This is a genomic window from Parabacteroides sp. KHUB-01 (assembly GCF_056640935.1).
Genome location: NZ_CM153256.1, coordinates 2,664,572 through 2,687,394, shown reverse-complemented (window position 1 = coordinate 2,687,394; position 22,823 = coordinate 2,664,572). Strand labels below are relative to the sequence as shown.

14 protein-coding genes and 1 pseudogene are annotated in these 22,823 nt (G+C 38.4%); 3 read left to right on the top strand and 12 right to left on the bottom strand.

Annotated features, from left to right (window positions below):
- Window positions 1-50: 50 nt before the first annotated feature.
- The gene (locus ACYIAR_RS11435; protein WP_480329688.1) at window positions 51-2,474 is read left to right on the top strand and encodes a glycoside hydrolase family 95 protein; all 2,424 of its coding nucleotides are present in this window, start codon (window positions 51-53) and stop codon (window positions 2,472-2,474) included.
- Window positions 2,475-2,552: 78 nt separating this feature from the next.
- Here ACYIAR_RS11435 and ACYIAR_RS11430 read toward each other — a convergent pair whose 3' ends face one another.
- From ACYIAR_RS11430 to ACYIAR_RS11380, 11 genes and pseudogenes are all read right to left on the bottom strand, one after another.
- Window positions 2,553-3,599 carry a porin gene (locus ACYIAR_RS11430; protein ID WP_480329687.1) on the bottom strand — a complete coding sequence of 349 codons (1,047 nt, stop codon included), beginning with the start codon at window positions 3,597-3,599 and terminating at the stop codon, window positions 2,553-2,555.
- Between the two features lie 348 nt (window positions 3,600-3,947).
- Window positions 3,948-5,444, bottom strand: coding sequence for a butyryl-CoA:acetate CoA transferase (locus tag ACYIAR_RS11425; RefSeq protein ID WP_480329686.1), 1,497 nt, complete (start codon window positions 5,442-5,444; stop codon window positions 3,948-3,950).
- Between the two features lie 628 nt (window positions 5,445-6,072).
- Window positions 6,073-7,230: an MFS transporter gene (locus ACYIAR_RS11420; protein WP_480329685.1), complete on the bottom strand. Its 1,158-nt coding sequence runs from the start codon at window positions 7,228-7,230 to the stop codon at window positions 6,073-6,075.
- A 27-nt stretch (window positions 7,231-7,257) separates the two neighbouring features.
- Entirely contained in the window at window positions 7,258-8,115 is an 858-nt protein-coding gene (locus ACYIAR_RS11415) for a carbohydrate kinase family protein (protein WP_480329684.1), read from the bottom strand.
- Window positions 8,116-8,143: 28 nt separating this feature from the next.
- Window positions 8,144-10,012 carry a glycoside hydrolase family 32 protein gene (locus tag ACYIAR_RS11410; protein ID WP_480329683.1) on the bottom strand — a complete coding sequence of 623 codons (1,869 nt, stop codon included), beginning with the start codon at window positions 10,010-10,012 and terminating at the stop codon, window positions 8,144-8,146.
- Window positions 10,013-10,718: 706 nt separating this feature from the next.
- Window positions 10,719-13,433, bottom strand: a complete 2,715-nt coding sequence (locus ACYIAR_RS11405; RefSeq protein WP_480329682.1) for a substrate-binding domain-containing protein — start codon at window positions 13,431-13,433, stop codon at window positions 10,719-10,721.
- A 165-nt stretch (window positions 13,434-13,598) separates the two neighbouring features.
- Window positions 13,599-14,906: an NCS2 family permease gene (locus tag ACYIAR_RS11400; RefSeq protein WP_480329681.1), complete on the bottom strand. Its 1,308-nt coding sequence runs from the start codon at window positions 14,904-14,906 to the stop codon at window positions 13,599-13,601.
- A gap of 607 nt (window positions 14,907-15,513) precedes the next feature.
- Window positions 15,514-15,957: a 50S ribosomal protein L9 gene (gene rplI / locus ACYIAR_RS11395; protein WP_480329680.1), complete on the bottom strand. Its 444-nt coding sequence runs from the start codon at window positions 15,955-15,957 to the stop codon at window positions 15,514-15,516.
- 25 nt (window positions 15,958-15,982) lie between these two features.
- Window positions 15,983-16,252, bottom strand: a complete 270-nt coding sequence (gene rpsR, locus ACYIAR_RS11390; protein ID WP_005637107.1) for a 30S ribosomal protein S18 — start codon at window positions 16,250-16,252, stop codon at window positions 15,983-15,985.
- A gap of 2 nt (window positions 16,253-16,254) precedes the next feature.
- Window positions 16,255-16,608: a 30S ribosomal protein S6 gene (rpsF, locus tag ACYIAR_RS11385; RefSeq protein WP_480329679.1), complete on the bottom strand. Its 354-nt coding sequence runs from the start codon at window positions 16,606-16,608 to the stop codon at window positions 16,255-16,257.
- A gap of 851 nt (window positions 16,609-17,459) precedes the next feature.
- A pseudogene (locus ACYIAR_RS11380) lies at window positions 17,460-18,593 on the bottom strand (alkaline phosphatase); the annotation flags it as partial.
- Window positions 18,594-19,066: 473 nt separating this feature from the next.
- Between ACYIAR_RS11380 and ACYIAR_RS11375 the strand changes: the two are divergent.
- Entirely contained in the window at window positions 19,067-20,062 is a 996-nt protein-coding gene (locus ACYIAR_RS11375) for an alpha/beta hydrolase (RefSeq protein WP_480329678.1), read from the top strand.
- A gap of 32 nt (window positions 20,063-20,094) precedes the next feature.
- Complete coding sequence (locus ACYIAR_RS11370; protein WP_480329677.1) at window positions 20,095-21,582, top strand: capsule assembly Wzi family protein; 1,488 nt, start codon at window positions 20,095-20,097, stop codon at window positions 21,580-21,582.
- A gap of 87 nt (window positions 21,583-21,669) precedes the next feature.
- Here ACYIAR_RS11370 and ACYIAR_RS11365 read toward each other — a convergent pair whose 3' ends face one another.
- The gene (locus ACYIAR_RS11365; RefSeq protein WP_480329676.1) at window positions 21,670-22,743 is read right to left on the bottom strand and encodes a metallophosphoesterase family protein; all 1,074 of its coding nucleotides are present in this window, start codon (window positions 22,741-22,743) and stop codon (window positions 21,670-21,672) included.
- Between the last annotated feature and the right edge of the window lie 80 nt (window positions 22,744-22,823).

Below are 22,823 nucleotides of genomic sequence, written 5' to 3'. Positions count from 1 at the left end.
TCCTCGTCAACTAACAAACTTATAAACTCAAAAACTTACAAACTCAAAAAATGTTCAACCTAAAATCATTATCAACCCTTCTACTTATCCTGTTGCTTGCCGGATGCAACAAGAATATAATAAATGAAGGGAACAACATGACTTATTTCTTTGACAGACCGGCATCGATATGGGAAGAATCATTTCCTCTTGGAAATGGTAGAATTGGACTGATGCCAGATGGCGGTATTGACAAGGAAAACATAGTGATGAATGAGATTTCTCTATGGTCCGGCAGCAGACAAGATGCTGACAATCCGCAAGCTTACTATTACCTTTCAGCTATCAGAAAACTTCTGTTTGAAGGGAAAAATGACCAGGCACAGGAGCTGATGTATAGCACTTTCATTTGTAAAGGAAAAGGTAGTGGTGAAGGACATGGCGCAAATGTTCCTTACGGTAGTTATCAGATATTCGGAAATCTTCTGATTAACTATAATTATGCCTCAACTGAAGAAGTGAAAGATTATCGCCGTGAACTTTCATTGGAGAATGCTGTAACTACAACTACATTCAAACGAGGCAATACAGGATATATACGTGAAGCTTTCACTTCTTTCGGAAAAGATGTAGGTGTGATATATCTTTCAGCAAATACGGATAAGTCCATTAATTTCACAGCTGAAATGAACAGACCGGAAAATGCGTTTTCTGAAATAAAAGATGATTGCCTGTGGCTTTCCGGACAACTTCCTGATGGCGTTGATACAACAGCAAACAAAGGTATGAAATTTGCATCTGCTGTAAAGGTTGTACTTCCTAAAGGCGGTAATGTTGAAACAAAAGACAACAAAATAACGGTCAAAGATGCTTCGGAAGCAATAATTCTGGTAAGTATGGCTACAGACTATTTCGGTGAAAACTGTGAAGAGAAAGCCTTAACTCTACTGAATGAAGCTTCAAATACGGAATATAAACAACTGAAGAAAGAACATATTGAAAAATACAGCAGCTTGTTCAATCGTTGTAAGCTTAATCTTGGTTATTCTGGGAAAGAGAATATGCCGATAGACCAGCGTCTGAAAGCTTTTGCTACAGATAAAAACGATCCTAGTCTTTCTGCTCTGTATTTCCAGTTCGGAAGGTATCTTCTTATTTCTTCAACCAGAGAAGGTCTTTTCCCTCCTAACCTGCAAGGTTTGTGGTGTAACACTATAGATACGCCTTGGAATGGTGATTATCATCTGAATATCAATCTACAAATGAATCTATGGCCGGCTGAGGTTACAAATCTTTCAGAACTGCATATGCCATTGATTGAATGGACAAAGCAGCAGGTTCCGAACGGACAGAAAACAGCTAAGGCTTTCTATAATGCCAATGGTTGGGTGATGCATATTCTTGGTAATGTGTGGGGATTTACTGCTCCTGGAGAACATCCGTCATGGGGAGCGACAAATACATCTGCTGCTTGGCTTTGCGAACATCTGTATATGCATTATTTATATACAATGGATAAGGAATATCTTCGCAGTGTATATCCGACAATGAAAGAAGCGGCAAGATTTTTTGTTGATATGCTGGTTCCTGATCCGCAAACAAAATATCTTGTGACAGCACCAACTACTTCACCAGAAAATGCTTTCAAAATGGCAAACGGTAAAACTGTAAGTATTTGTGCCGGTTCAACTATGGATAATCAAATCATACGCGAATTATTCACAAATACAATTGAGGCATCAGAAATACTGGGAGAAGATGCGGAATTTGCCAATATACTGAAAGACAAGCTGAAGAGAATAAAGCCAACGACAATAGGTAAAGACGGAAGAATTATGGAATGGATGCAGGAATATGAGGAAGTGGAACCGACACACCGCCATGTTTCGCACCTTTACGGACTACATCCGGGAAATGAAATTTCCATAACTAAAACTCCGGAACTTGCAGAAGCAGCTAAAAAGACTCTTGAGGTGCGTGGAGACGAAAGCACCGGTTGGTCAATGGCTTGGAAAATTAATTTCTGGGCAAGACTTCTGGATGGAAATCACGCATATAAACTTATTGGAGATTTGCTAAAACCTTGTTGGGACGGAAATGGAGGCGGAACATTCCCTAATCTTTTCTGTGGTCATCCACCTTTCCAGATTGACGGCAACTTTGGCGGTTGTGCAGGTATTGCAGAAATGCTTATTCAAAGTCATGACGGCTATATTCACGTTTTACCAGCTATACCGGATATGTGGAAAAGCGGAAGTTTCTCTGGTATGACTGTACGTGGCGGCGGTGAAGTGTCTGCTTCATGGAGCAACGGAGCAATAAATGAAATCTCTTTGAAGGCAAAAACAGACAATAAATTCCGTATTAAATTACCGAAAAATTCAAGAGATATAAGTATCAAGAAGAATAAAAAGGCATTCTCTCTTCCTGTTGTTGACGGAATGATTGAAGTGTCACTAAACAAAGGAGACGAGGTTGTCTGGAAATTTGAATAAGTCAAATAAAGTTGACAAGATTAAATGATAAAAAATCTTGTCAACTTGTCTTCTTGTCAACTCGTAACCTGAATAATCTCAATAAACAGGCAATCTGTATATAATACCTAACGACAGACAAGCTGTGTTATCCAATGCCGCACCAATATTCAAGGCACGCTGAGTAAGTTGATAGTTATTACCTAATCCCATAAGGAAAAGACGCATATTGTCATCTGCCATCGGGAAAAACTCAACTCCTGCCTGCCAGCCAATGTTGGTGCGGTATTTTCCTTTCTCAATATCGTTATAAGATTTATAGACTCCTGCCGTTTCGTATGTTCCTTTGGCAAAAACTTTCCATTTTGGGTTGAAGTGATATTGCAATTCTGCTATTACTGAAAAATAATCGCAATTCAACATTGTTTCTATCTCTTCATCTTCATTCATTCCTGCAACATTAAGCTCTGTAACAAGGCCGAAAGGATCTATTCCCCCTCGTGTGTACATAACATCTACATAAGCATGAATCTTCTCAGTATCCAGACAATGGCCTGCAGCAAATACATACATATTTCTTCCTTTTGCCTGAGAGGATGAAGAAGCAGAATAATACATTCCAAACATTTCGTCAAAGAAAGATCCGTTCCAGCTTAATGTATAGAACAATGGAACTACAGGTTTTTCAATTCCTTCGGGCAAAAGGCCGAATTCATATTCCATATCTCCGTTTCGGCTATTCGTTACCTGAATATTCAGTTCCTGATTATCAGTTATACTGTATCCTAAAGTCAATCCCATCATATAGCATAGCAGATATTCGTTCATATCGCTATATCGATATATATGTATAGGATTCATATCATATTCATAACTTCCGTAAAGAATATCCTGTTTTCCGGCAGTCAATGTAAAACGGTCGGAAATATTATAACCGATATATGCATATTCTATAGATTCTGACAAATTCTCAAGTGCAGAATTACTGTAATCTCCATTCAAACGCTGGCGGTACTGATAATAAAGTTTGTCATTGATTTCTCCGGATATGTCCAGTTTGATATCCTGAAAGCGGAATGAGGATTCAGTTATCTTTCCTGCCTCAAAATCATTATAAAATCCGCCATGTAATTCTAAGTCAAGCATAAAAGCCTTATTTCTCGGCTGATGTTTGGTTATATATTCTACAACAGACACACGGGAAGTATCATTCTGCGCATTAGCAAACGAAATTCCGAAAAAGGATAAAAATAAAATCAGGGAATATAGATTATGCATTATTATATGTATTATAAAATAAGATACTAGTTGACAAGAGTTTTCAGATAAATAAAAGGCTGTACGGAGCGAACCGCCCGGCACAGCCTTTAAAATATTATTAATTGTAGTTGACAAGTAAACTAGTTGACAAGGTAACAGAAGATAATTTCGAATTTATTCAATCCCAAACGTCCTTGTCAACTTGTCCCTGAAGCCTTGTCAACTTCAAATCAATTACTTGTTATATTCTTCCCATTTAACATTATGCATATCACCACTCTTCATGAATTCTTCGTGGAATGCGAAACAGCACTTCAAGTTCTGAGGAGTGTGACCCTTGATGCCCATTTCAAGATATTCGTTCAACAATGGACGATAATCAGGATGAACACAATTGTCGATAATGCAACGAGCACGTTCGATAGGAGATTTACCACGCAAGTCAGCAACACCATATTCAGTGATGATAATCTTAACTGAGTGTTCACTGTGGTCAAGGTGAGAAACCATTGGAACGAATGCACTAATCTTACCGTCCTTAGCAGTTGAAGGAGTAGTGAAGATTGACAACATTGCAGAACGAGTGAAGTCACCAGAACCACCGATACCGTTCATCATCTTAGTACCAGTAACGTGAGTTGAGTTGATATTACCGAAGATATCAGCTTCCAATGCTGTATTGATAGCGATAAGACCAAGACGACGAGCAACTTCAGGGTTATTAGAAATTTCCTGAGGACGCAACAGAATCTTATCCTTGAAGAAGTCAAGGTTAGCATAAATGTCGCGGATAACTTCATTACTTACTGACAAAGAGCAACCGCTGGCAAATTTAACACGACCTTCTTTCATCAAACCGATAACAGCATCCTGAATAACTTCAGTGTAAACATTGAATGCAGGAATTTCCTCGTTTTCGCCCATGCAACCCAAAACGGCATTAGCAACATTTCCTACACCACTCTGAAGTGGAACAAATTCTTTAGGAAGACGACCTTCACGGATTTCGTTTACAAGGAAGTCTGCAACATTCTTACCGATAGCCAAAGTTACGTCATCCAGTGGAGCAAATGGTTTACCTTCATTTGGTTCGCTAGTCTTAACAACACCAACAATCTTAGCCGGGTCAACTTTTACATATGGCAAACCGATACGGTCAGAAGCCTGATAAACCGGAATTTCTTTACGATAAGGAGGATCAGCTGGTTCATAAATATCGTGCATACCGCGGATTTCCTTCGGATGACGATCGTTCAATTCAATGATGATACGGTCAGCCATACGACAGATTGTAGGCAGAATACCAACACCACATGTTGGAACAATTTCGCCATCTTCTGTAACATCAGCAGCCTCAACGATTGCAACATCAATCTTACCCAAGAAACCATAACGCAAATCCTGAGCCAACTCAGAAAGGTGCATATCATAATACTGTACCTGGTGAGCGTTCAAAGATGCACGCAAATCTTTATTTGACTGATATGGAGTACGGAATTTGATTGCATTTGCACGAGCAAGAGCTCCATCCAACTTATCACCTGTTGAAGCACCTGTAAACATACCAATCTGGAAAGGATTACCCTTTGCATGTTCTTCCTCTGCTTTCTTTGCAATTGCTCCCGGAACTACTTTTGGACATCCGGCAGGAGTAAAGCCACTAAAACCTACGTTATCATTATGATGAACATAAGCTGCAGCTTCTTCAGCTGTTATAAATTTTAATGCCATGATAATTAGTTTATATTTTTAAGGTATATAATTTACTCTTATTCTTGCGCAAACTTACATAAAAATATGATGAGTATAAACAGTTTTGTCATATTTTATTGAAGGCAAGTCCAACATTAAGATAAATAACGTTAGTTCGACGAATTAAAAATGCTAACAGATTTGGAGAATGGATTATTCCGGGGGAAAAGACATAATATTAAGGCTGAAAGCCTTTTTATAGCCCAGGGCGTGAGCCCTGGGTCACAGACACATAATAAAACAAAGCTCTGAAGGAGCGACACAATGTTCTGTTATAGTTTCGTCGTCAATAGAGAGTCGCTCTTTCAGAGCTTAGAACGGATGGTGGTTGCATTTACCCAGGGCTCACGCCCTGGGCTATACAAATCAGTCAAATGCCTGATTTGACAAGGCTTTCAGCCTTGATAAATAGGTAGTTCAGAATTCGTCGAACTCACGTTAAATAGATAACAAGGGGACAAGTTGACAAGGCTACAGATATATAATTAAACAACCTCCGAGTCCGGATTATTCCGAAAACGGAGGTAACTTCCGGAAAGATTATAAACAGAAGGGATTGTAATATCCTTCCGGAACAGCTCAGGTCTATTCCTAAAAAGAGCCTAAATCAATTTTTATAATTCCGAATTGACGGAATCAGGGCAAACAAATAAATAACACCAACTGCCAAAACTGCAATAGCACCAACCTGTGACTGGCACCAGTCAGAAACAACTCCCATTAACAAGGGGAAAACTGTTCCACCGAACAACCCCATAATCATTAGTCCTGAAACCTCATTCTTTCGTCCCGGTAAGTGTAATAAAGCACGGGAAAACATCATAGAAAATATATTGGAATTACCCAAGCCTATCAACGCGATACAAACATAATGTGACATAAGAGAATGGAACGCAAACAAACCAATTATGGCCGCAACCATCATAAGCACACTTGCAGTGAACACATGTTTCATTTCATAACGGGCAAGCAAAAAGGCTCCGGAAAAACATCCTATTGTACGGAACAAGAAATACAAGCTTGTAGCGTAGCCGGCACCTGTCAACGTCATATCCAAACGTTCCATCAGAAGTTTTGGTGCTGTAGTATTAATACCTACATCAATACCCACATGGCAAACTATACCAAGGAAACACAACAAAATAACTTTTTCAGACAACAAAGAAAAGCATTCTGCAAAAGTTGAGCTTTCACCATTCTTTGAAGTATCCTCTTCTATTTTAGTTATTCCAAGAAAGATAAACGCAAAAATTCCTATTACAAGGAAAATAAGGAAAAGTATCTTCCAGTCTCCAAATGAAACGGCAGCCAATCCTGCTATAATTGGAGCAAGGAAAGAAGATATTGCTTTCACAAATTGTCCTAATGTCAATGAGCTTGCCAGGCGTTCACCGCTAACAATATTTGACAACAACGGATTAAGCGAAACCTGCATCAATGTATTTCCTATTCCTAATAATGAAAAAGAAACAAGCATTGAAGTAAAGGAATAGTTAAGCAAAGGCAACAATAGAGCCAATGCTGTAACCAGCAAACTAAGCAAAACTGTTTTGCGCTGGCCAATACGGTTCATAAGCATTCCTGTAGGGACAGAGAATACTAAAAACCAGAAAAAAACCATCGAGGGAAACAGGTTCGCCATAGTATCAGACAAAGCCAAGTCTGCCTTTACATAATTTGTGGCAATACCAACCAAATCCACGAATCCCATGGAAAAGAAAGCCAGCATTACCGGGGCTAATATTAGGATTGATTTATTGTTCATATGATTTGAGTTTATAAGTTTTTGAGTTTAATACTCCGGCCAAGCTCCTTCCTTCGTACATACAAACGCTGCTGTATCAACTGCACACTGATGAGCTTCTTTCAATGATTTTCCACTAAGTATTGAATAAACAAAGGCTCCTGAGAAAGAATCTCCTGCACCAACTGTATCGGCAACCACTACTTTTGGAGTATTGATTGTTGATTTCTCATCAGCTGAATAGATAGTGCTATAACGGCTTCCGGCTGTAAGCACAAGATATTTCAAATTATATTCTTCCATGATGCGGCGGCAACATGTGTCTTCGTCTCCTTCCAAATTGAACATCGGACGGAACATCTCTAATTCTTCATCGTTCAATTTAAACACATTAGCCTGCTGAAGCAATTCTTTAATCAACTCTTCTGAATAATATTTCTGACGTATATTTATATCAAAGAAACGTAATGCTGATTCCGGAACATATGAAAGCAATGTATTAAGTGTCTTTCTTGATTCAGAGCTGCGCTGTGCCAAAGTTCCGAAACAAATAGCATCTGCTTTCTTTACTATATTTATAGCTTCCTCAGTCAAAGGAATATGATCCCAGGCAACACCTTCAACAATATTATATGTTGGAATGCCATTGTTAAGTTCCACAAGAACTGTACCTGTAGGATAATCTACTGTCGCTATGCAATGACCTATTCCGTTTTTATCCAGTTCCTGAAGTATTTCTGTTCCGGCAAGATCATTACCGACAGCACTTATTGCATAACCTTCAGCACCAAGCTGAGTTGCATGATAAACAAAGTTAACTGGAGCACCACCGGCTCTTTTTCCTGTTGGCAAAACGTCCCATAGCAATTCGCCAATACCAACTATTACAGGTTTATTATTTTCCATTTTTATATTGATTTATTGTTTTCTTATATTAAATACCCAAGCCATAAACCTCAGCAGATTCAACTTCAAATGTTCCGCCTTCACCAAAAAATTCCCATTGATTATATGGTTCTGTTGGGAAAACAAGATTTGTCATAGCAACCTTTCCTCCATTAAGGAATATCTCAACAGAGCATTTATCAACAAATATCCTGAAATCATATTTCTTGTCAGCAGGAAGTTTTCCCCATGTTGCCAAAGCAAAATCATTTACATAATTGATTGCATTAGTCTTTCTGTTATCATGATTTTCCTTTGCGTGCGGAGCACTTTTTTCTCCAAAATCCACCAAACCACTGTTCACTCTGTCCATAACGAGTTTCTTATCTGCAAGGTCAAGATATATTTTCACATTCTCACCTTTAGAATTCTTCAAAGTAAATCCGGCTTTCTTAGCATTCATTGGATTGATGGAAAGATTCAATTCATATGTTCCTTTATTATCTGCAATCAACTCGCCTGCATCATATTTGCCTTCGACCTTGAATGTTTCCAATTTGTTTGAGGCTCCATTCCTCAATACAGATAATTCATCAACAGGAGTAGAAGCCATATAAATATGACCGCCTTCTGTATAAAGGCTCAATTCTCGAGGTAAACCTTGTGCACTGCGGAACTGCTTTGTTGGAACAACATTTGCATATTGCCAGTTCGACATCCACGGCATTGCAATTACACGGTCGCCAGTATTTGAGAATGTGACAGTCGCATAATGATCTTTTCCCCAGTCCATCCATTTTGTATGTTCTTTTGGAGTATCACATGTAAACTTTGTTCCATCAAAATCTCCAACGAAATATTCTGTTGCTGAGCCTCCAAACAAACATCCTGGATTTATATTTACAATCAACACCCATTTTTTCTTGTCGGGATTACCATCAACAGGCAATTCAAAGAAATCAGGACACTCAAACTGATTAGGCTGTATTCCATAACCTTCACCAAAACTGCTCATATAAGTCCAGTCCTTCAAATCAGTAGAAGAGTAAAAACGCATCTCCTTGTCTGCAGAAACCACCATCACCCATTTCTGCTGTGGTTCATACCAGAATACTTTCGGATCACGGAAATCACGCAAGCCATCAAAAGGAGTAAGAATAGGATTCTGCTCATATTTAGTGAAAGTTCGTCCATTGTCTTTGCTATAGGCAAGGCATTGTATTTGTCCGTTCTTGTCGCTTGCCGAAGTATAGAAGGCAACAATGGCTCCTTCTCCAAATCCTGCAGTATTATTTTTATCTACAACAGAACTTCCGGAAAAGATGTGTCCCATTGTATCTCTTTCCAAGGCTACAGGCTGTTCTTCCCAATTCACAAGGTCACGGCTTACAGTATGTCCCCAATGCATATTTCCCCACATTGAGCCATAAGGATTATACTGATAAAACAAATGATATTCGCCATCCTTATAAACCATTCCGTTCGGGTCGTTCATCCAACCATATGAAGGAGTAAAATGATAAACAGGGCGATAAGGTTCAATATTGTCAATATTAAATGTATCGCTAAGGCTTATTTCATTCCAAGCTATACATTCTTTATCAATATTACTTATACGCAATGTCACCCCTTCACCTTGGGGAAGTTCGAAAGGCACAAAATAATCAACCTTATTCCGTGCCAAACGAATATCCATATCAACCTCGCCTGTTTCTTCTCCAAGCAAGCATACTTTAGTTTCACCGGCACTTTCCTCAACCGGCAATAATATATATCTCGTAGGGTTATCTATGGAAATAACGGCTTTGTCATCGGACAGCCAGTCTACTTTATAAGCAGATTTATCCGACGAAGTACAAGATGCAGTTAAACAAAGTGCAAACAGACCTATAAGTCCATAATCTGAAATTCGTGCCATAATCAATGATATAAGATTTAATTCAAGTTTCGCAAACTCAACTTTCAGAAAACAAGTTGACAAGATTTTTAAACACAGAAATAATTCTCCTTGTTAACTTGTCTCTGATGCCTTGTTTATTTAACGTGAGTTATGGCTGAAAGCCATGTCAAATCAGGCATTTGACAGATTTGTATAGCCCAGGGCGTGAGCCCTGGGTAAATGCAACCACCATCCGTTCTAAGCTCTGAAAGAGCGACTCTCTATTAACGACGAAACCATAACAGAACATTGTGTCGCCCCTTCAGGGCTTTGTTTTATTATGTGTCTGTGACCCAGGGCTCACGCCCTGGGCTATAAAAAGTCTTTCAGCCTTAATATTATGTCCTTTTTCCCGGAATAATTCATTCTCCAAATCTGTTAGCATTTTTAACTCGTCGAACTCACGTTATTTAAAGTTGAACAACTAACTTAAAGATTTAAGCTATACAAATGTATAAGCTATAGTTTTAAATGGCTATAACAAATGAAACAAAGTATATAACATTTGTATCATGAATGGTAAATAATTGTGGTTTAGAAGTTAAGCAATCATCAAATGTTATAAACGGATATATAATAAGGCTTCAGAAACAAGTTGACAAGGCTACAGACTCTTAAATTTTTATTTTATCTTAAATAATTTTCTGGGTCTCCGAACTCTGTGTTCAATCTTAAAATTCAACTTTCAATTCAACAATTCTGTCGGTGTCTTTCCATACACAACTCTGAAACATTTTGTAAAATAAGCAGGAGAAGAGAAACCACAATTATATGCTATTTCACTAATGGTATATTTGTTCTGGCGCAACATATTCATTGCTTTTTCCAAACGATAATTCCTTAATGATTCTACAGGGGAAAGTCCGGTCAGTTCCTTAACTCTGCGATAAAGATGGCCGCGGGACAAAGCAAGTTCGTCACTCAGTTTCTCCACTCCGAAATCCGAATCTGAGTAAAAGGCTTCTAATTTCTGCATATACTGACGCAAGAACAATTCATCTGCCGTAAGCATATCATCCGGACGATTATCTTCTTCCGTCTGAGACTTGACCAGCTCTTCAAAATTCCTTTTCCATTTTTTCCTTTCCTCAATAAGAGAAGCAATACGAACTTTAAGATAATAAATATGGAATGGTTTCTGTATATAACCGTCTGCCCCTTCCGATATTCCATGAATCTGCTGTTTTATATCTGTCAAGGCAGTAAGCAAAAGGACAGGAATATGAGCCGTAGCCTCTTCTCTTTTTATACGTCGGCAAAGCTCAAAACCATTAATGCCAGGCATCATAACGTCGCTCAGCACTAATGATACATTCTCGGACGACAAAACAGAAAGAGCCTCTTCTCCATTTGAAGCCGTAAGAACTTTGAAATTAGCCGACAATTCCTTTGCAAGAAAATCCCGAACCTCATCCTCATCGTCAACAATAAGGATTTGTTCTTCATAAACAGCAGATAATATACGGTTTGCCTCATTAGAGTCAAGAGACAAAACTTCGGCAGCCTGTTGCGAAGCACTGTTAATCTCTATTTCATCCTGATTGAGATGGGTATTTCCCTTCAGCAGGGTTATAGTAAAGCGAGTTTTCACTCCGGGTTCACTTTCTACACTTATATGTCCGCAATGTCTGCCTATATATTCCTTTACAAGATAAAGCCCTATTCCACTTCCACTCCTGCTATCTCCGGTGTGGAAACGCTCGAATATCGAATCAAGGCGTTCAGGCTCAATTCCTTTACCTGTATCCTCAACTGTAATTGTAAACTCATCACTGGCAAAAAGACTTAGTGTTATACTGCCATATTCAGGAGTAAACTTGAAAGCATTCGACAATAAATTGACAATGACTTTCTCCATCTTGTCACGGTCAATAAATGCTTCACATTTCCCATCCGGACAAACATAATTGTAAGTGATATGACGGATAGAAGCCATTCCATCGAAATATCCTTTTATATCCTGAAGGAACGCAACAAGGTCCACCGGAACAAAATGCCATTTCTCATCTGCCCCACTTTCCAAACGCTGAAAATCCAGAACCTGATTGATAACTCTCAACAAACGAGACGCGTTCCGATATACTAACTTTATATCTTTTTCATAAGACGTTCCTTCTGTTTTGGACTGTAACTGCTCCAATGGAGACAAAATAAGGGTTAAAGGTGTACGGACCTCATGTGAAACATCTGTGAAAAGACGCAACTTCTGAGCTGTCACCTCCTTTATTTCCGCATTAAGTGATATAAGCTTTCTGTTCTGCTCCTCTTCTTTTTCATTTTTTGCCAGAAGTTCACGATTAATGCGCGTCATCCTATTGTTCATAAGATAGACATAAATAAGTGATATTGCAGAAAAAACTGTCAAAAGAGAGATAAGCCCCAATGAGTTCTGAAGGAATTCATATTTACTGAGCAATTGGTTATTTTTCTCACGCTGCTCCATTATTCGTTCCTGATAATTCTTTCTCTGATGATTCTGAAGCAACATTGTCTGAGCAGCATCCTTATCTATAGTTGTAGTGTAAAGAGGTATTTCCTTAGGGACAGAGTCTCCACGCAAAATTTGCATTGCAGTTCTTATCACCTGCTCTCCACCCGTTGGATAAAGAAACGATACATCAATCAATCCTTTCTCCAGTGCCTTAAGTCCGGTGTTTGTAACGGCATCCACTCCCATCACAATCACAGAGCGTGAAATTTTCTTTTCCTGCATCACTTCACGGGCTGCAATTGCCATCATATCATTGTGAGCATAAACTATATCAACACTATTCCACGAAGAATACTCAGACAAAGCCTTCCTTGCATCTTCATACAACCAATTACCATTTACGGAATCACACACGATATCACGCCTTCCGGACAAAGATGAAACAAATCCCCAATGGCGCTCCATAGCAGGAGAAGAACCGGGCAATCCCCAAATTTCAAGGACTCTTCCATCTTCCGGCAGATTTGACACAGCAAAGCGTCCGGCTAATTCTCCAATTTTCCGATTATCCGCTCCAATAAATGTAGTATAGTTGTTGGTATTTACACGGCGGTCCGTAATTATTGTCGGTATTCCTGCCCGATAAGCCTCATCAACAACACCGGAAAGAGGTTCAGATTCGAAAGGTGAAACTACAAGAATATCTACACCTCGACTTATAAGCTCCCGTATCTGACGAATCTGCTCCTCACTGTTGCTATGAGCGTCACGCACTTCTATCTTCAAAGAATCGTAGTTTGCAGCCTCAATCATCACTTCCTGTATCATTGTTTCCCTCCATTCATCATTTGTCATACACTGCGATATGCCAATAACGTATGAACGCTGGGGCACAGAATCGCAACCTGCAAGCATAATAGAAGCTAACAAGCCAAAGAAAAACAATCGGAATGGAGAGAATATTCTCATACAGAAAAAGATTTAGTTGACGAGGGAACTAGGGGACGAGGGAACTAGGGGACAAGTTGACGAGTTAACAAGTTAACAAGAATATAGCAAAGTCCCTACTTAACTACTTGACTTCTTAACTACTTGACTTCTTGACTCCTTAACTTCCCCAACTCATATCATCCATCACCCCCAAATATATTTCAGCACAAACAACACTGCCAAAACATATAAAGCTGGATGCACATCTTTGAAACGGCCTGTAAAAATCTTCATAATGCAATATGACAACAAACCTAAAACTATGCCTTCTGCTATTGAATAAGTCAGAACCATTGACATAATCGTCACAAATGCCGGCAAAGCTTCTGTCATATCATCAATATTTATATCTTTCAGACCATTCATCATAAATACACCGACAATGAATAATGCTCCGGCTGTTGCTGCACTTGGAATAACAAGAAACAATGGAGAGAAAAACAAAGCCAAAAGAAACAAAAGACCTGTTATCAACGAAGTTACTCCGGAACGACCACCTTCAGCAATTCCTGCCGAACTTTCCACAAATGTTGTTACAGTTGATGTTCCACACACCGCACCAATACAAGTTCCGACAGCATCAGACAATAGCGCCTCCTTCATATGAGGAATATTTCCTTCCTTTGTAACCATTCCTGCCTGATTAGCAGCACCAACCAATGTGCCTATAGTATTGAACAAATCCATAAACACCATGATTACTGTTACCACAATCAAATCAAAATCCAACAGAGAAGAGAAATCAAACTGGAAGAAAGTAGGAGCCATTGACTGTGGACTGGAAACCAGAGAAAATCCTTCAGGCAAACTTGTCACTCCAAAAGGAATACCGACCAATGTTGTAATAATGATACCGATAAACAAAGCTCCCTTTACTTTACGATAGCAAAGTACACCACTAAGGAGAATACCAAAAATTCCTATGAGTGCAGCCGGAGTGAAAGCGCCCAACGCAACCAAAGTAGCGTCATTATGCACAATAACACCTATATTCTTTAACCCAACAAAGGCAATGAACATACCTATTCCGACAGAAATAGCATATCGCAGATTAACCGGAATGCAATCAACTATTTTGTCTCGGATATTAAATATCGTAAGCAGCACAAAAATTATACCCTCAACCAAAACAACAGTCAACGCAGTCTGCCAACTGTATCCCATACCTTGCACCAAAGTAAAAGCAAAGAAAGCATTAAGTCCCATTCCCGGAGCTTGTGCCAACGGCAACTTTGCCAGAAAAGCCAACAGAATCGTAGCCAGGGCAGACGACAATGCCGTTGCGGTAAATACTGCTCCTTTATCCATTGATGCCGCACTCAAAATATCAGGATTGACAGCAAGAATATAACTCATTGTCAAAAAGGTTGTGATTCCGGCAATTATTTCAGTCCGCAAATTCATTGTCTTTGGGTCAAAACCCAGATAGCGTTGTAGAAATTGATTCTTCATGATTTATCTTTTATTACATTTCACTCAGTAACAAAGATAGTGAAAGGTGAGTGGAGAGCAAAATAAAAAGCTTGGTTTTGGTCTGTTATTAACGAACCGCTTATTATCCTAGATAAAAAAAGTAGTAATATTTCAAAAAAACATGGTAGTGTTTCAGAAAAAACGTCGGCATGTTTTTTCCCAAACATGGGAAGTTTCTTGCGTGATGTTTCACATTTCTGACAAGTAACTATAAATCACGTAAATAATGTTATTCGAGCTTTGGTTAATATAAAAAGAAGAAAACAGATAAATTAAAGTCTGTTGATGGTTAAAAACTGTTCATAAATCACATGATTTCACTGGATAACAGAGATTTAAGGGAGTTGTGAAACATACCTTCAGTAACTTTTTATGTATATTGAATATTTAGCTGAAAATACATCTAGAAGTAATTCCGAATAAGTACGGAAAGAAATTGAATTACTTACGGAAGGAAATCTAATTGGATTCGGAAGGAAATTCTGGTCGGTCCGTATGTATTTTGGAGAGATTCAGGATTGGGAATAAAACAAAAAAGAGGATATCTTTATCAGACATCCTCTTTTCATATAATGTATTTCTAAAATTATTCAGAAACAACTTCGAAAGGAATTTCAACAGAAACTTCCTTGTGAAGTTTCAAAGTAGCTTTATAGTTACCAACTTCCTTAACAGATTCTTTGATAACGATAACTTTGCGGTCAACTTCGAAACCTTTCTTAGCCAATTCTTCTGCAATCTGGATATTGTTTACAGAACCGAAGATTGTACCAGTTGAGCTAGTTTTAGCACCGATTGTCAAAGTAACATCTTTCAACTTAGCAGCCAATTCTTCAGCATCAGCTTTAATTTTAGCCAACTTGTGAGCACGCTGCTTCAAGTTTTCAGCCAACACTTTCTTAGCAGATTCTGATGCGATAACTGCCTTGCCCTGTGGGATTAGAAAGTTACGTCCGTAACCGTCTTTAACTGTTACGATATCGTCTTTGTAACCTAAGTTAGTTACGTCTTCTTTCAAAATAACTTGCATATTCTGTCTCCTCTTAAAATGTTAATTATTTCATCAAATCTGTTACGTATGGAAGCAAAGCCAAGTGGCGAGCTCTCTTAACAGCCTGAGCTACACGACGCTGGAATTTCAATGAAGTACCAGTGATACGACGAGGCAAAATCTTACCCTGTTCGTTCAAGAATTTCTTCAAGAATTCAGGATCTTTATAGTCGATATACTTGATACCGTTCTTTTTGAAACGGCAATATTTTTTCTTTTTAACGTCTACTGAAGGCGGAGTCAAATATCTGATTTCTGATTGTGTTGCTGCCATGATTAATTCTCCTTAACTGTTTCTTTTGATGATTTCAAATTTCTTCTCTTAGCTGCATATTCAGCTGCGTATTTGTCCTGACGGAAAGTCAAGAAACGGATCACACGTTCGTCACGACGGAAGTTAACTTCCAAAGTAGCGATTACAGAAGGATCTGCCTTGAATTCGATCAACTGATAGAAACCAGTAGATTTCTTGTCGATTGGGTAAGCCAACTTGCGCAAGCCCCAGTTTTCTTCATTCACAATTTCAGCACCGTTGCTCTTAAGCAGGTTCGTGAATTTTTCTACCGCTTCCTTCATCTGAGCGTCAGACAAAACGGGAGTCAAAATGAAAACGGTTTCGTAATTGTTCATAAAACTCTGTTTTTATTTTTGTTATTACTAATTTTTGCGGTGCAAAGGTAAGCATTTTATTTAAACAAGCAAAATATTTGAAGAAAAGTTGATTTTAAGTCTTGATATTTTGATGATTATTCCACCTCTGTCAGCACCCTATACAACGTTCCCAAGTCATCGGCGCCAACCAAATCAACACCTTCACTGATAAAGAAGCGTTTGAATTTCTCTGTATCAGGAGCGCCCCACCAACGGAACAGTTTTCCTTCGGAATGTACTTTTTCCAATATTTCACGCATCTTCTTCAATTCTGCTTCAGGCATTTCCCCTTCACCCTTCCATGTGAAGAAATCAGAATAATTGTCACTAACAACGGGATGAAGAGATGAAGGTATATTTTTCCCCAGTTCAGATATTTTTCCATCAAGGAAAACCATACGAGTTTTTTCTTGAGGCAATGTCTTCAATGGTCTGTCTCCAGAAAGGAACAAAAGAACCGGACCTTCCTTATAAACTCCATTTTCCACACGGCAGAAATATTCCTTGTAAGGCTCAAGCATTTTCTTTAGCTGAGAATAAACCTCCTCTCCTTTTTCTTTACAATCTACCATAAGATAGAAAGGTTTGTCGCTTCCTTCATAGACTTTTCCTCCATTACTCTTAAGTCTTTCAATCAACGGCTCTATATAAAGTTTACGGAAATTTATTTCAGGATTAGCTTCAGGACGCTCATGCGAAACATAAAGTTCACCTCCGATAGGCCATAAATCTGCCTCAACACAATTGAAACGATAATTCAAAGCTGTGTGTAATGGTTTTGCACGCCAATAGTCATTATGGGAGAATGCATTATAATGTACTTTTGCAGGAAGATTAAGAAGATTGCTTATTTTCAGGAACACATCAGTATTCTCATATATTCCGGAGAAATTCTCTGCTCCCGGTCCAAAAGCATAGACTGGAACCATAACACCGCTATGTCCACCGGTAGAGAAATTACAAACTATACGTCCTTCACTGACATTTCCGTCCAAAAGAGTTAGTCCACCTGTTTCATGATCTGCAGTTACTACAACAAGGGTTTCTCCATCCTTTGCTGCCCATTCAAATATTTTTCCTACGGTTCTGTCAAAGTCGTGAACTTCCTGCATAAGCATGTCCAAATCGTTGAAATGTCCGTAATCATCAAGCTGAGAACCTTCAATCATCATAAAAAATCCGTTCTGATTCTCTTCCAGCAAATCGATACCTTTCAACGATGCTTTTGCAAGCAAATCACCGCGAACTGCAGGAACAGGAGTGTCAACACTGTCGGTTACACAAAACACTTTTCCTTTTTCAACATCCTCCAGTTCGTTCAGCGAGCGAACAATTTTGTAACCTTTATCTTCAAGTTCGGAAAAAATATTTCTTCCATCGCTTCTGTTTTCAAACAATTTGGCTCCGCCACCAAAAACATAGTCAACACCACAATTAACATAATCTGCAACAATCTCTTCCTCTCTGTCTCTGTCAACATTATGACAGCAGAAATCCGCAGGAGTGGCATCCCACAAACGGCAAGTAGCAACTATTCCGCTAGACATGCCTTTCCTGTTTGCCAACACGGCAAGAGATTCAACAGGATTACCTTTCGAATCCACTCCTACCGAATGATATTTGGTTTTATATCCTGTAGCCAAAGCTGTTCCTCCGGCTCCGGAATCTGTTATAAGTTTATCTACACAATAAGTTTTTGACAAGCCTGTATATTGGCAGTTGTCAAGCCAAAGTTTTCCTTTGTTTGCAGTCCAGGCAGAATAAACATGCATAAGGCTCATTCCGTCCCCAATCATAAGAATTACGTTCTTAACTTTATTTCCGGAAGGAGGTGTAATCTTCTTTACCTCGTAAGGTGAGTCCATCACATAAGTCTGCAAACCTTTATCCTGAGCATTGATATCGGAAGCAAAGAGCGCGGAAAAAGTTGCCGCACATAAAATCAGATGATTTAGAATTCTCATATTTCAAGTTTATCTTATTAAGTCCAAGTGCAAAATTCCTTATTTTATTTCGGAAATCAAAACGAATTTAGTTGACAAGGTTGCAGAAACAAGTTAACAAGAAAAAATAGCCCAAAAACATTCTAAACTTGTCAACTTCTTATCTGAAATATTTCAATCCCGAACTTAAAAAAGCAAAAGAAGCTGTCATTCTGTGGAAAGACAACCTCTTCGCAAAAATCATAAACAAAACTATAAATTAGAAACGATCCACAATATATCATTCCTCTTGTTGCAAAGATACATTGTTAATATTACATAGCGGTTTCAATATTATGTCAGTAGAATTTAAAAACATCCCAACTTCTTAACTTGATTCTTATTATATGTCTGTTCAGCTTTCTAAACTTCAATATGTAATATTAGGAGTTGAAGTTTTTTCTGAGTAAGTTTGCAACGTGTTTGTTGGATCTTAATAAAACAGTCATAGATTTATGAAATTCATACTTACATTTTTTATCATCATATGCAGCATCTATGCCAATGCTCAATACTCTCCGGACTTACTTGGCAACGGATTCCAATCAAAAACCATTCAGATGCCAAAAGACTATGAGGGAGATGTTGTATGTACTTTGATACGTAAGAAGTGCAACAATAAGAACTCCGACAAAGCAATACTATATATCCATGGTTATAATGATTATTTCTTTCAATCACAATTAGGAGACAGTTGTATATCACACGGATATAATTTTTATGCTCTGGATTTACGGAAATATGGCCGTTCGCTACTTGCCCATCAGGACGCTTTTTTCTGTAAAGATATCAAGGAGTATTTTGCAGACATTGATTCTGCTCTTAATATAATCAAGGAAGAAGGAAACTTGAAAATAGTTATGATGGCTCACTCTACCGGTGGACTTATTTCATCATATTATCTTAATAACAGAGATGAAAAAACGGTAGATGCACTGGTGCTTAACAGTCCGTTTCTAGATTGGAACTTCGGATGGTTCATGGAGGACATTGTGCTTCCGACAGTTGCTGGCATAGGTTATATATTTCCGAACTTGAAAGTTCAAGGAGAAAGTAGTTCTTCATATGCCAACAGCCTGCTGAAAGTGTTCAAAGGCGAATGGATGTTCAACACAGACTGGAAAAAGCCTAAAGGACATCCCAAAAAGGCTGGATGGATTAAAGCGATAAATAAAGCGCAAAGATACATTCAGAAAAATTCCAACATTTCGTGTCCTGTTCTTGTTCTTTCATCAGATAAATCTTTTCCTGAGTCAAATACATGGCATGACGAATATATGAAATCTGATATAGTTCTGGATGTAAATGATATTCAGGAATATGGAGCCAAACTGGGTAAGAATGTTACTTGTGTTGAAATACAAAACGGTATGCACGATCTTATTCTATCCGGAAAAAATTCGAGAGATTCTGCCTATAAAACAATATTTTTGTGGCTTAAACAGTTATAACTCCTATAAACAGCACATTCAAAATACAAAACATGAATAATATTCGCACAAAATTTATCACTCTGATATTTACTGGTATTATTACCAGTGGTTATGCGCAAGAGAAACTTCCAGAAAACTCAACATATTACAAAGCTGAAATATTCGGTTCTGCCGCAACCGGAGACAATACACCTTTTTGGATTACCAGCAACCAATATGGTGTTGTTCCACTAAATTCCAACAATGGATATGGAAGAGTTGGTGTTTTTCATAATCAATCGTTCGGAAAAGGATTCAGATGGAGCGCAGGACTTGACGTACTGGCTACTGCTCCACGTCATAAGAATTTCCATATCCAACAAATTTATGCCAGCATAGGATACAAGTGCCTTGAAATGACACTGGGAAGCAAAGAGCAATATGAGTCTCTTTTGGACAGGCAGATGAGTAGTGGAGATGTTATGCAGTCGGCAAATGCTCGCCCAATGCCGGAATTCCATTTGGCTGTTCCAGAGTTTACAGTTATCCCTCTTACAAAAGGATGGTTGCAGTTCAAGGCTAACTTCAGTGTTGGAAGAACTTTTGACGACGGCTATCTTGCAGAATTTACACAAGACAAACAGACTTATGTGAATAATGTATTGTGGCACAAAAAAGCATTATATATTCAGTTAAAAGACACACGAAACGGTTTCCCTCTTTCTGCATATATCGGTGTGCAGCACGTTGCCCAATGGGGAGGAACATCTACTAATCCTAAAATAGGAGAACAGCCTCATTCAATAAAAGATTTCATAAGAGTATTCTTTGGTTCAGAGGGTGGTTCAAATGCAACAGAATCAGACCAGATTAACGTTTTGGGAAATCATGTAGTCGGATATAATTTTGCTCTGGCTTATGAAAAAGAGAATTGGAAACTAAAAGGCTATCACCAGCATTTGTGCGAAGATAAATCCGGGATGGAATTTTACAATGGTTTTGATGGCTTATGGGGATTACAGTTAGACTTGCATAAAAACAAATGGCTCAACAAAGTTATATTTGAATATTTCACGACAATGAACCAAAGTGGCCCGTTCCACTACATTATATTTGACCACGAGAAACACCCTGGACGTGGTGGTGGCGGAGACAACTATTATAATAACGGAGAATATGTTGCTGGAATGTCATATTTTAATAGGGGAACAGGTTCTCCTCTAATACCTGCCCCTGAATATAATAAAGACGGAAAACTCGGTTTCAAAAGCAGCAGAGTTAAAGACTGGCACATTGGTTTTGCCGGAGATATTTCCAACAATGTTTCATACAGATTATTCTGTACGATAATGCAATCTTACGGAACACATTATCAGCCTTTCCTTAAACGTAAAGACGGTGTTTCTTTGCTTGCCGACATTACTTACACTCATCCTAAACTTGAAGGTTGGAAATTTGGAGGAAGTATTGGTGCTGATACCGGAGATGTTTTCGGCAACAGCTCTACAGGCTTCAGCATTAAAGTTTCAAAACAAGGATTACTGAAAAAATGGAAATGATAGAAAGATAACGAGTTGACAAGAAGACAAGTCAACGAGATGGAGTTTAGTCTTCACTTGTTCTCTTGTCAACTCGTCACCTACCATTTACCATGTTTCCTTAGACATATCTTTTGGGAAAGAGAAACGGAAATCTACACGGTTGTTCTTTGTGACAATCCATGATTCAAAGCTTCTTGCACCTTCCGTCAGCTCTATCACTCGTCCACCATTACCCCAAGGCACATCACAGTAAACAGTTTTTCCTCCTGTGTAACGACCGTAACCAAGAACTATACCTTTCCAAGCAGTAACATAATCGTTAACATGGTCATGACCTGCAAATACAGCCATAACATCACCCGCTTCAAGCATTGCAGTAAATAAACCCGAATTTACTTTTGGGGCACAAGCTTCCTCTTTACGAATACCGATAAGATAAGAATCTTCATCACGAGCTGCAAGATTGAACTCAGGTAACGGAATATGGAAAAATGCCATTGCAGGTAATGGTTTTCCTGAATTGTTCTTGGTAAACTCAGCACTGCACTGTCTATACCAGTTTATCTGATCTTGTTTTATCCAGTCATAACCTTCAGCTGCTTTTATAGGAGAATAAGAAAGGCTGTCAAAACCATAAATTACAAATGCATCTTTCTTTCCATCAGAGCTTAAAATAGGAATTATGAAATTGGATTTACCGCTTAAACCATCAACTGTACCAGTCATATTGCCAGGCATATCTTTTATGAAATCATATATCTCACTCCTAGTCATATCCTGCTCGTCATCATGATTTCCAAAAGTCAAAGCAAATGGAATATTCCTTTTTATAACTGGCTCAAAAGCCCTTTCATAACATTTTGAAGCTGGTTTGTCAAAGGCCACATCTCCAGTATAAATAACAAAATCAGGTTTCTCAGCATCAAGTATCTCATTCATTCTTTCTGCTGCAACTTCAGAAGCTTCATTTCCTGGTTTCCAATGAACATCTGTAAACTGAACTATTTTGAATTTACCATTACTGTTAAATTTCAATTTACCTACATTCTTTTTGTATTCAGGTGTTTCGAGGTAATTAACTGCTGTTTTTGTTTCGTTCTGGGCATTCAAATTATTTACGCCTATCATTGATAAAGGCAATGCACAGACTGATGTCCGCAAAAATTCTTTTCTATTCATTATTTTGTAAGTTTTATGAGGTTTGTATTCTGAATGTAAAATTAGCAGAATTAATCCTATATCTCAAGAATTTGTTTAAT

Coding starts and splice junctions, on each gene's coding strand:
- ACYIAR_RS11435 (WP_480329688.1), top strand. CDS start 51: ATGTTCAACCTAAAATCATTATCAACCCTTCTACTTATCCTGTTGCTT.
- ACYIAR_RS11430 (WP_480329687.1), bottom strand. CDS start 3,599: ATGCTTGACTTAGAATTACATGGCGGATTTTATAATGATTTTGAGGCA.
- ACYIAR_RS11425 (WP_480329686.1), bottom strand. CDS start 5,444: ATGGCATTAAAATTTATAACAGCTGAAGAAGCTGCAGCTTATGTTCAT.
- ACYIAR_RS11420 (WP_480329685.1), bottom strand. CDS start 7,230: ATGAACAATAAATCAATCCTAATATTAGCCCCGGTAATGCTGGCTTTC.
- ACYIAR_RS11415 (WP_480329684.1), bottom strand. CDS start 8,115: ATGGAAAATAATAAACCTGTAATAGTTGGTATTGGCGAATTGCTATGG.
- ACYIAR_RS11410 (WP_480329683.1), bottom strand. CDS start 10,012: ATGGCACGAATTTCAGATTATGGACTTATAGGTCTGTTTGCACTTTGT.
- ACYIAR_RS11405 (WP_480329682.1), bottom strand. CDS start 13,433: ATGAGAATATTCTCTCCATTCCGATTGTTTTTCTTTGGCTTGTTAGCT.
- ACYIAR_RS11400 (WP_480329681.1), bottom strand. CDS start 14,906: ATGAAGAATCAATTTCTACAACGCTATCTGGGTTTTGACCCAAAGACA.
- rplI (WP_480329680.1), bottom strand. CDS start 15,957: ATGCAAGTTATTTTGAAAGAAGACGTAACTAACTTAGGTTACAAAGAC.
- rpsR (WP_005637107.1), bottom strand. CDS start 16,252: ATGGCAGCAACACAATCAGAAATCAGATATTTGACTCCGCCTTCAGTA.
- rpsF (WP_480329679.1), bottom strand. CDS start 16,608: ATGAACAATTACGAAACCGTTTTCATTTTGACTCCCGTTTTGTCTGAC.
- ACYIAR_RS11375 (WP_480329678.1), top strand. CDS start 19,067: ATGAAATTCATACTTACATTTTTTATCATCATATGCAGCATCTATGCC.
- ACYIAR_RS11370 (WP_480329677.1), top strand. CDS start 20,095: ATGAATAATATTCGCACAAAATTTATCACTCTGATATTTACTGGTATT.
- ACYIAR_RS11365 (WP_480329676.1), bottom strand. CDS start 22,743: ATGAATAGAAAAGAATTTTTGCGGACATCAGTCTGTGCATTGCCTTTA.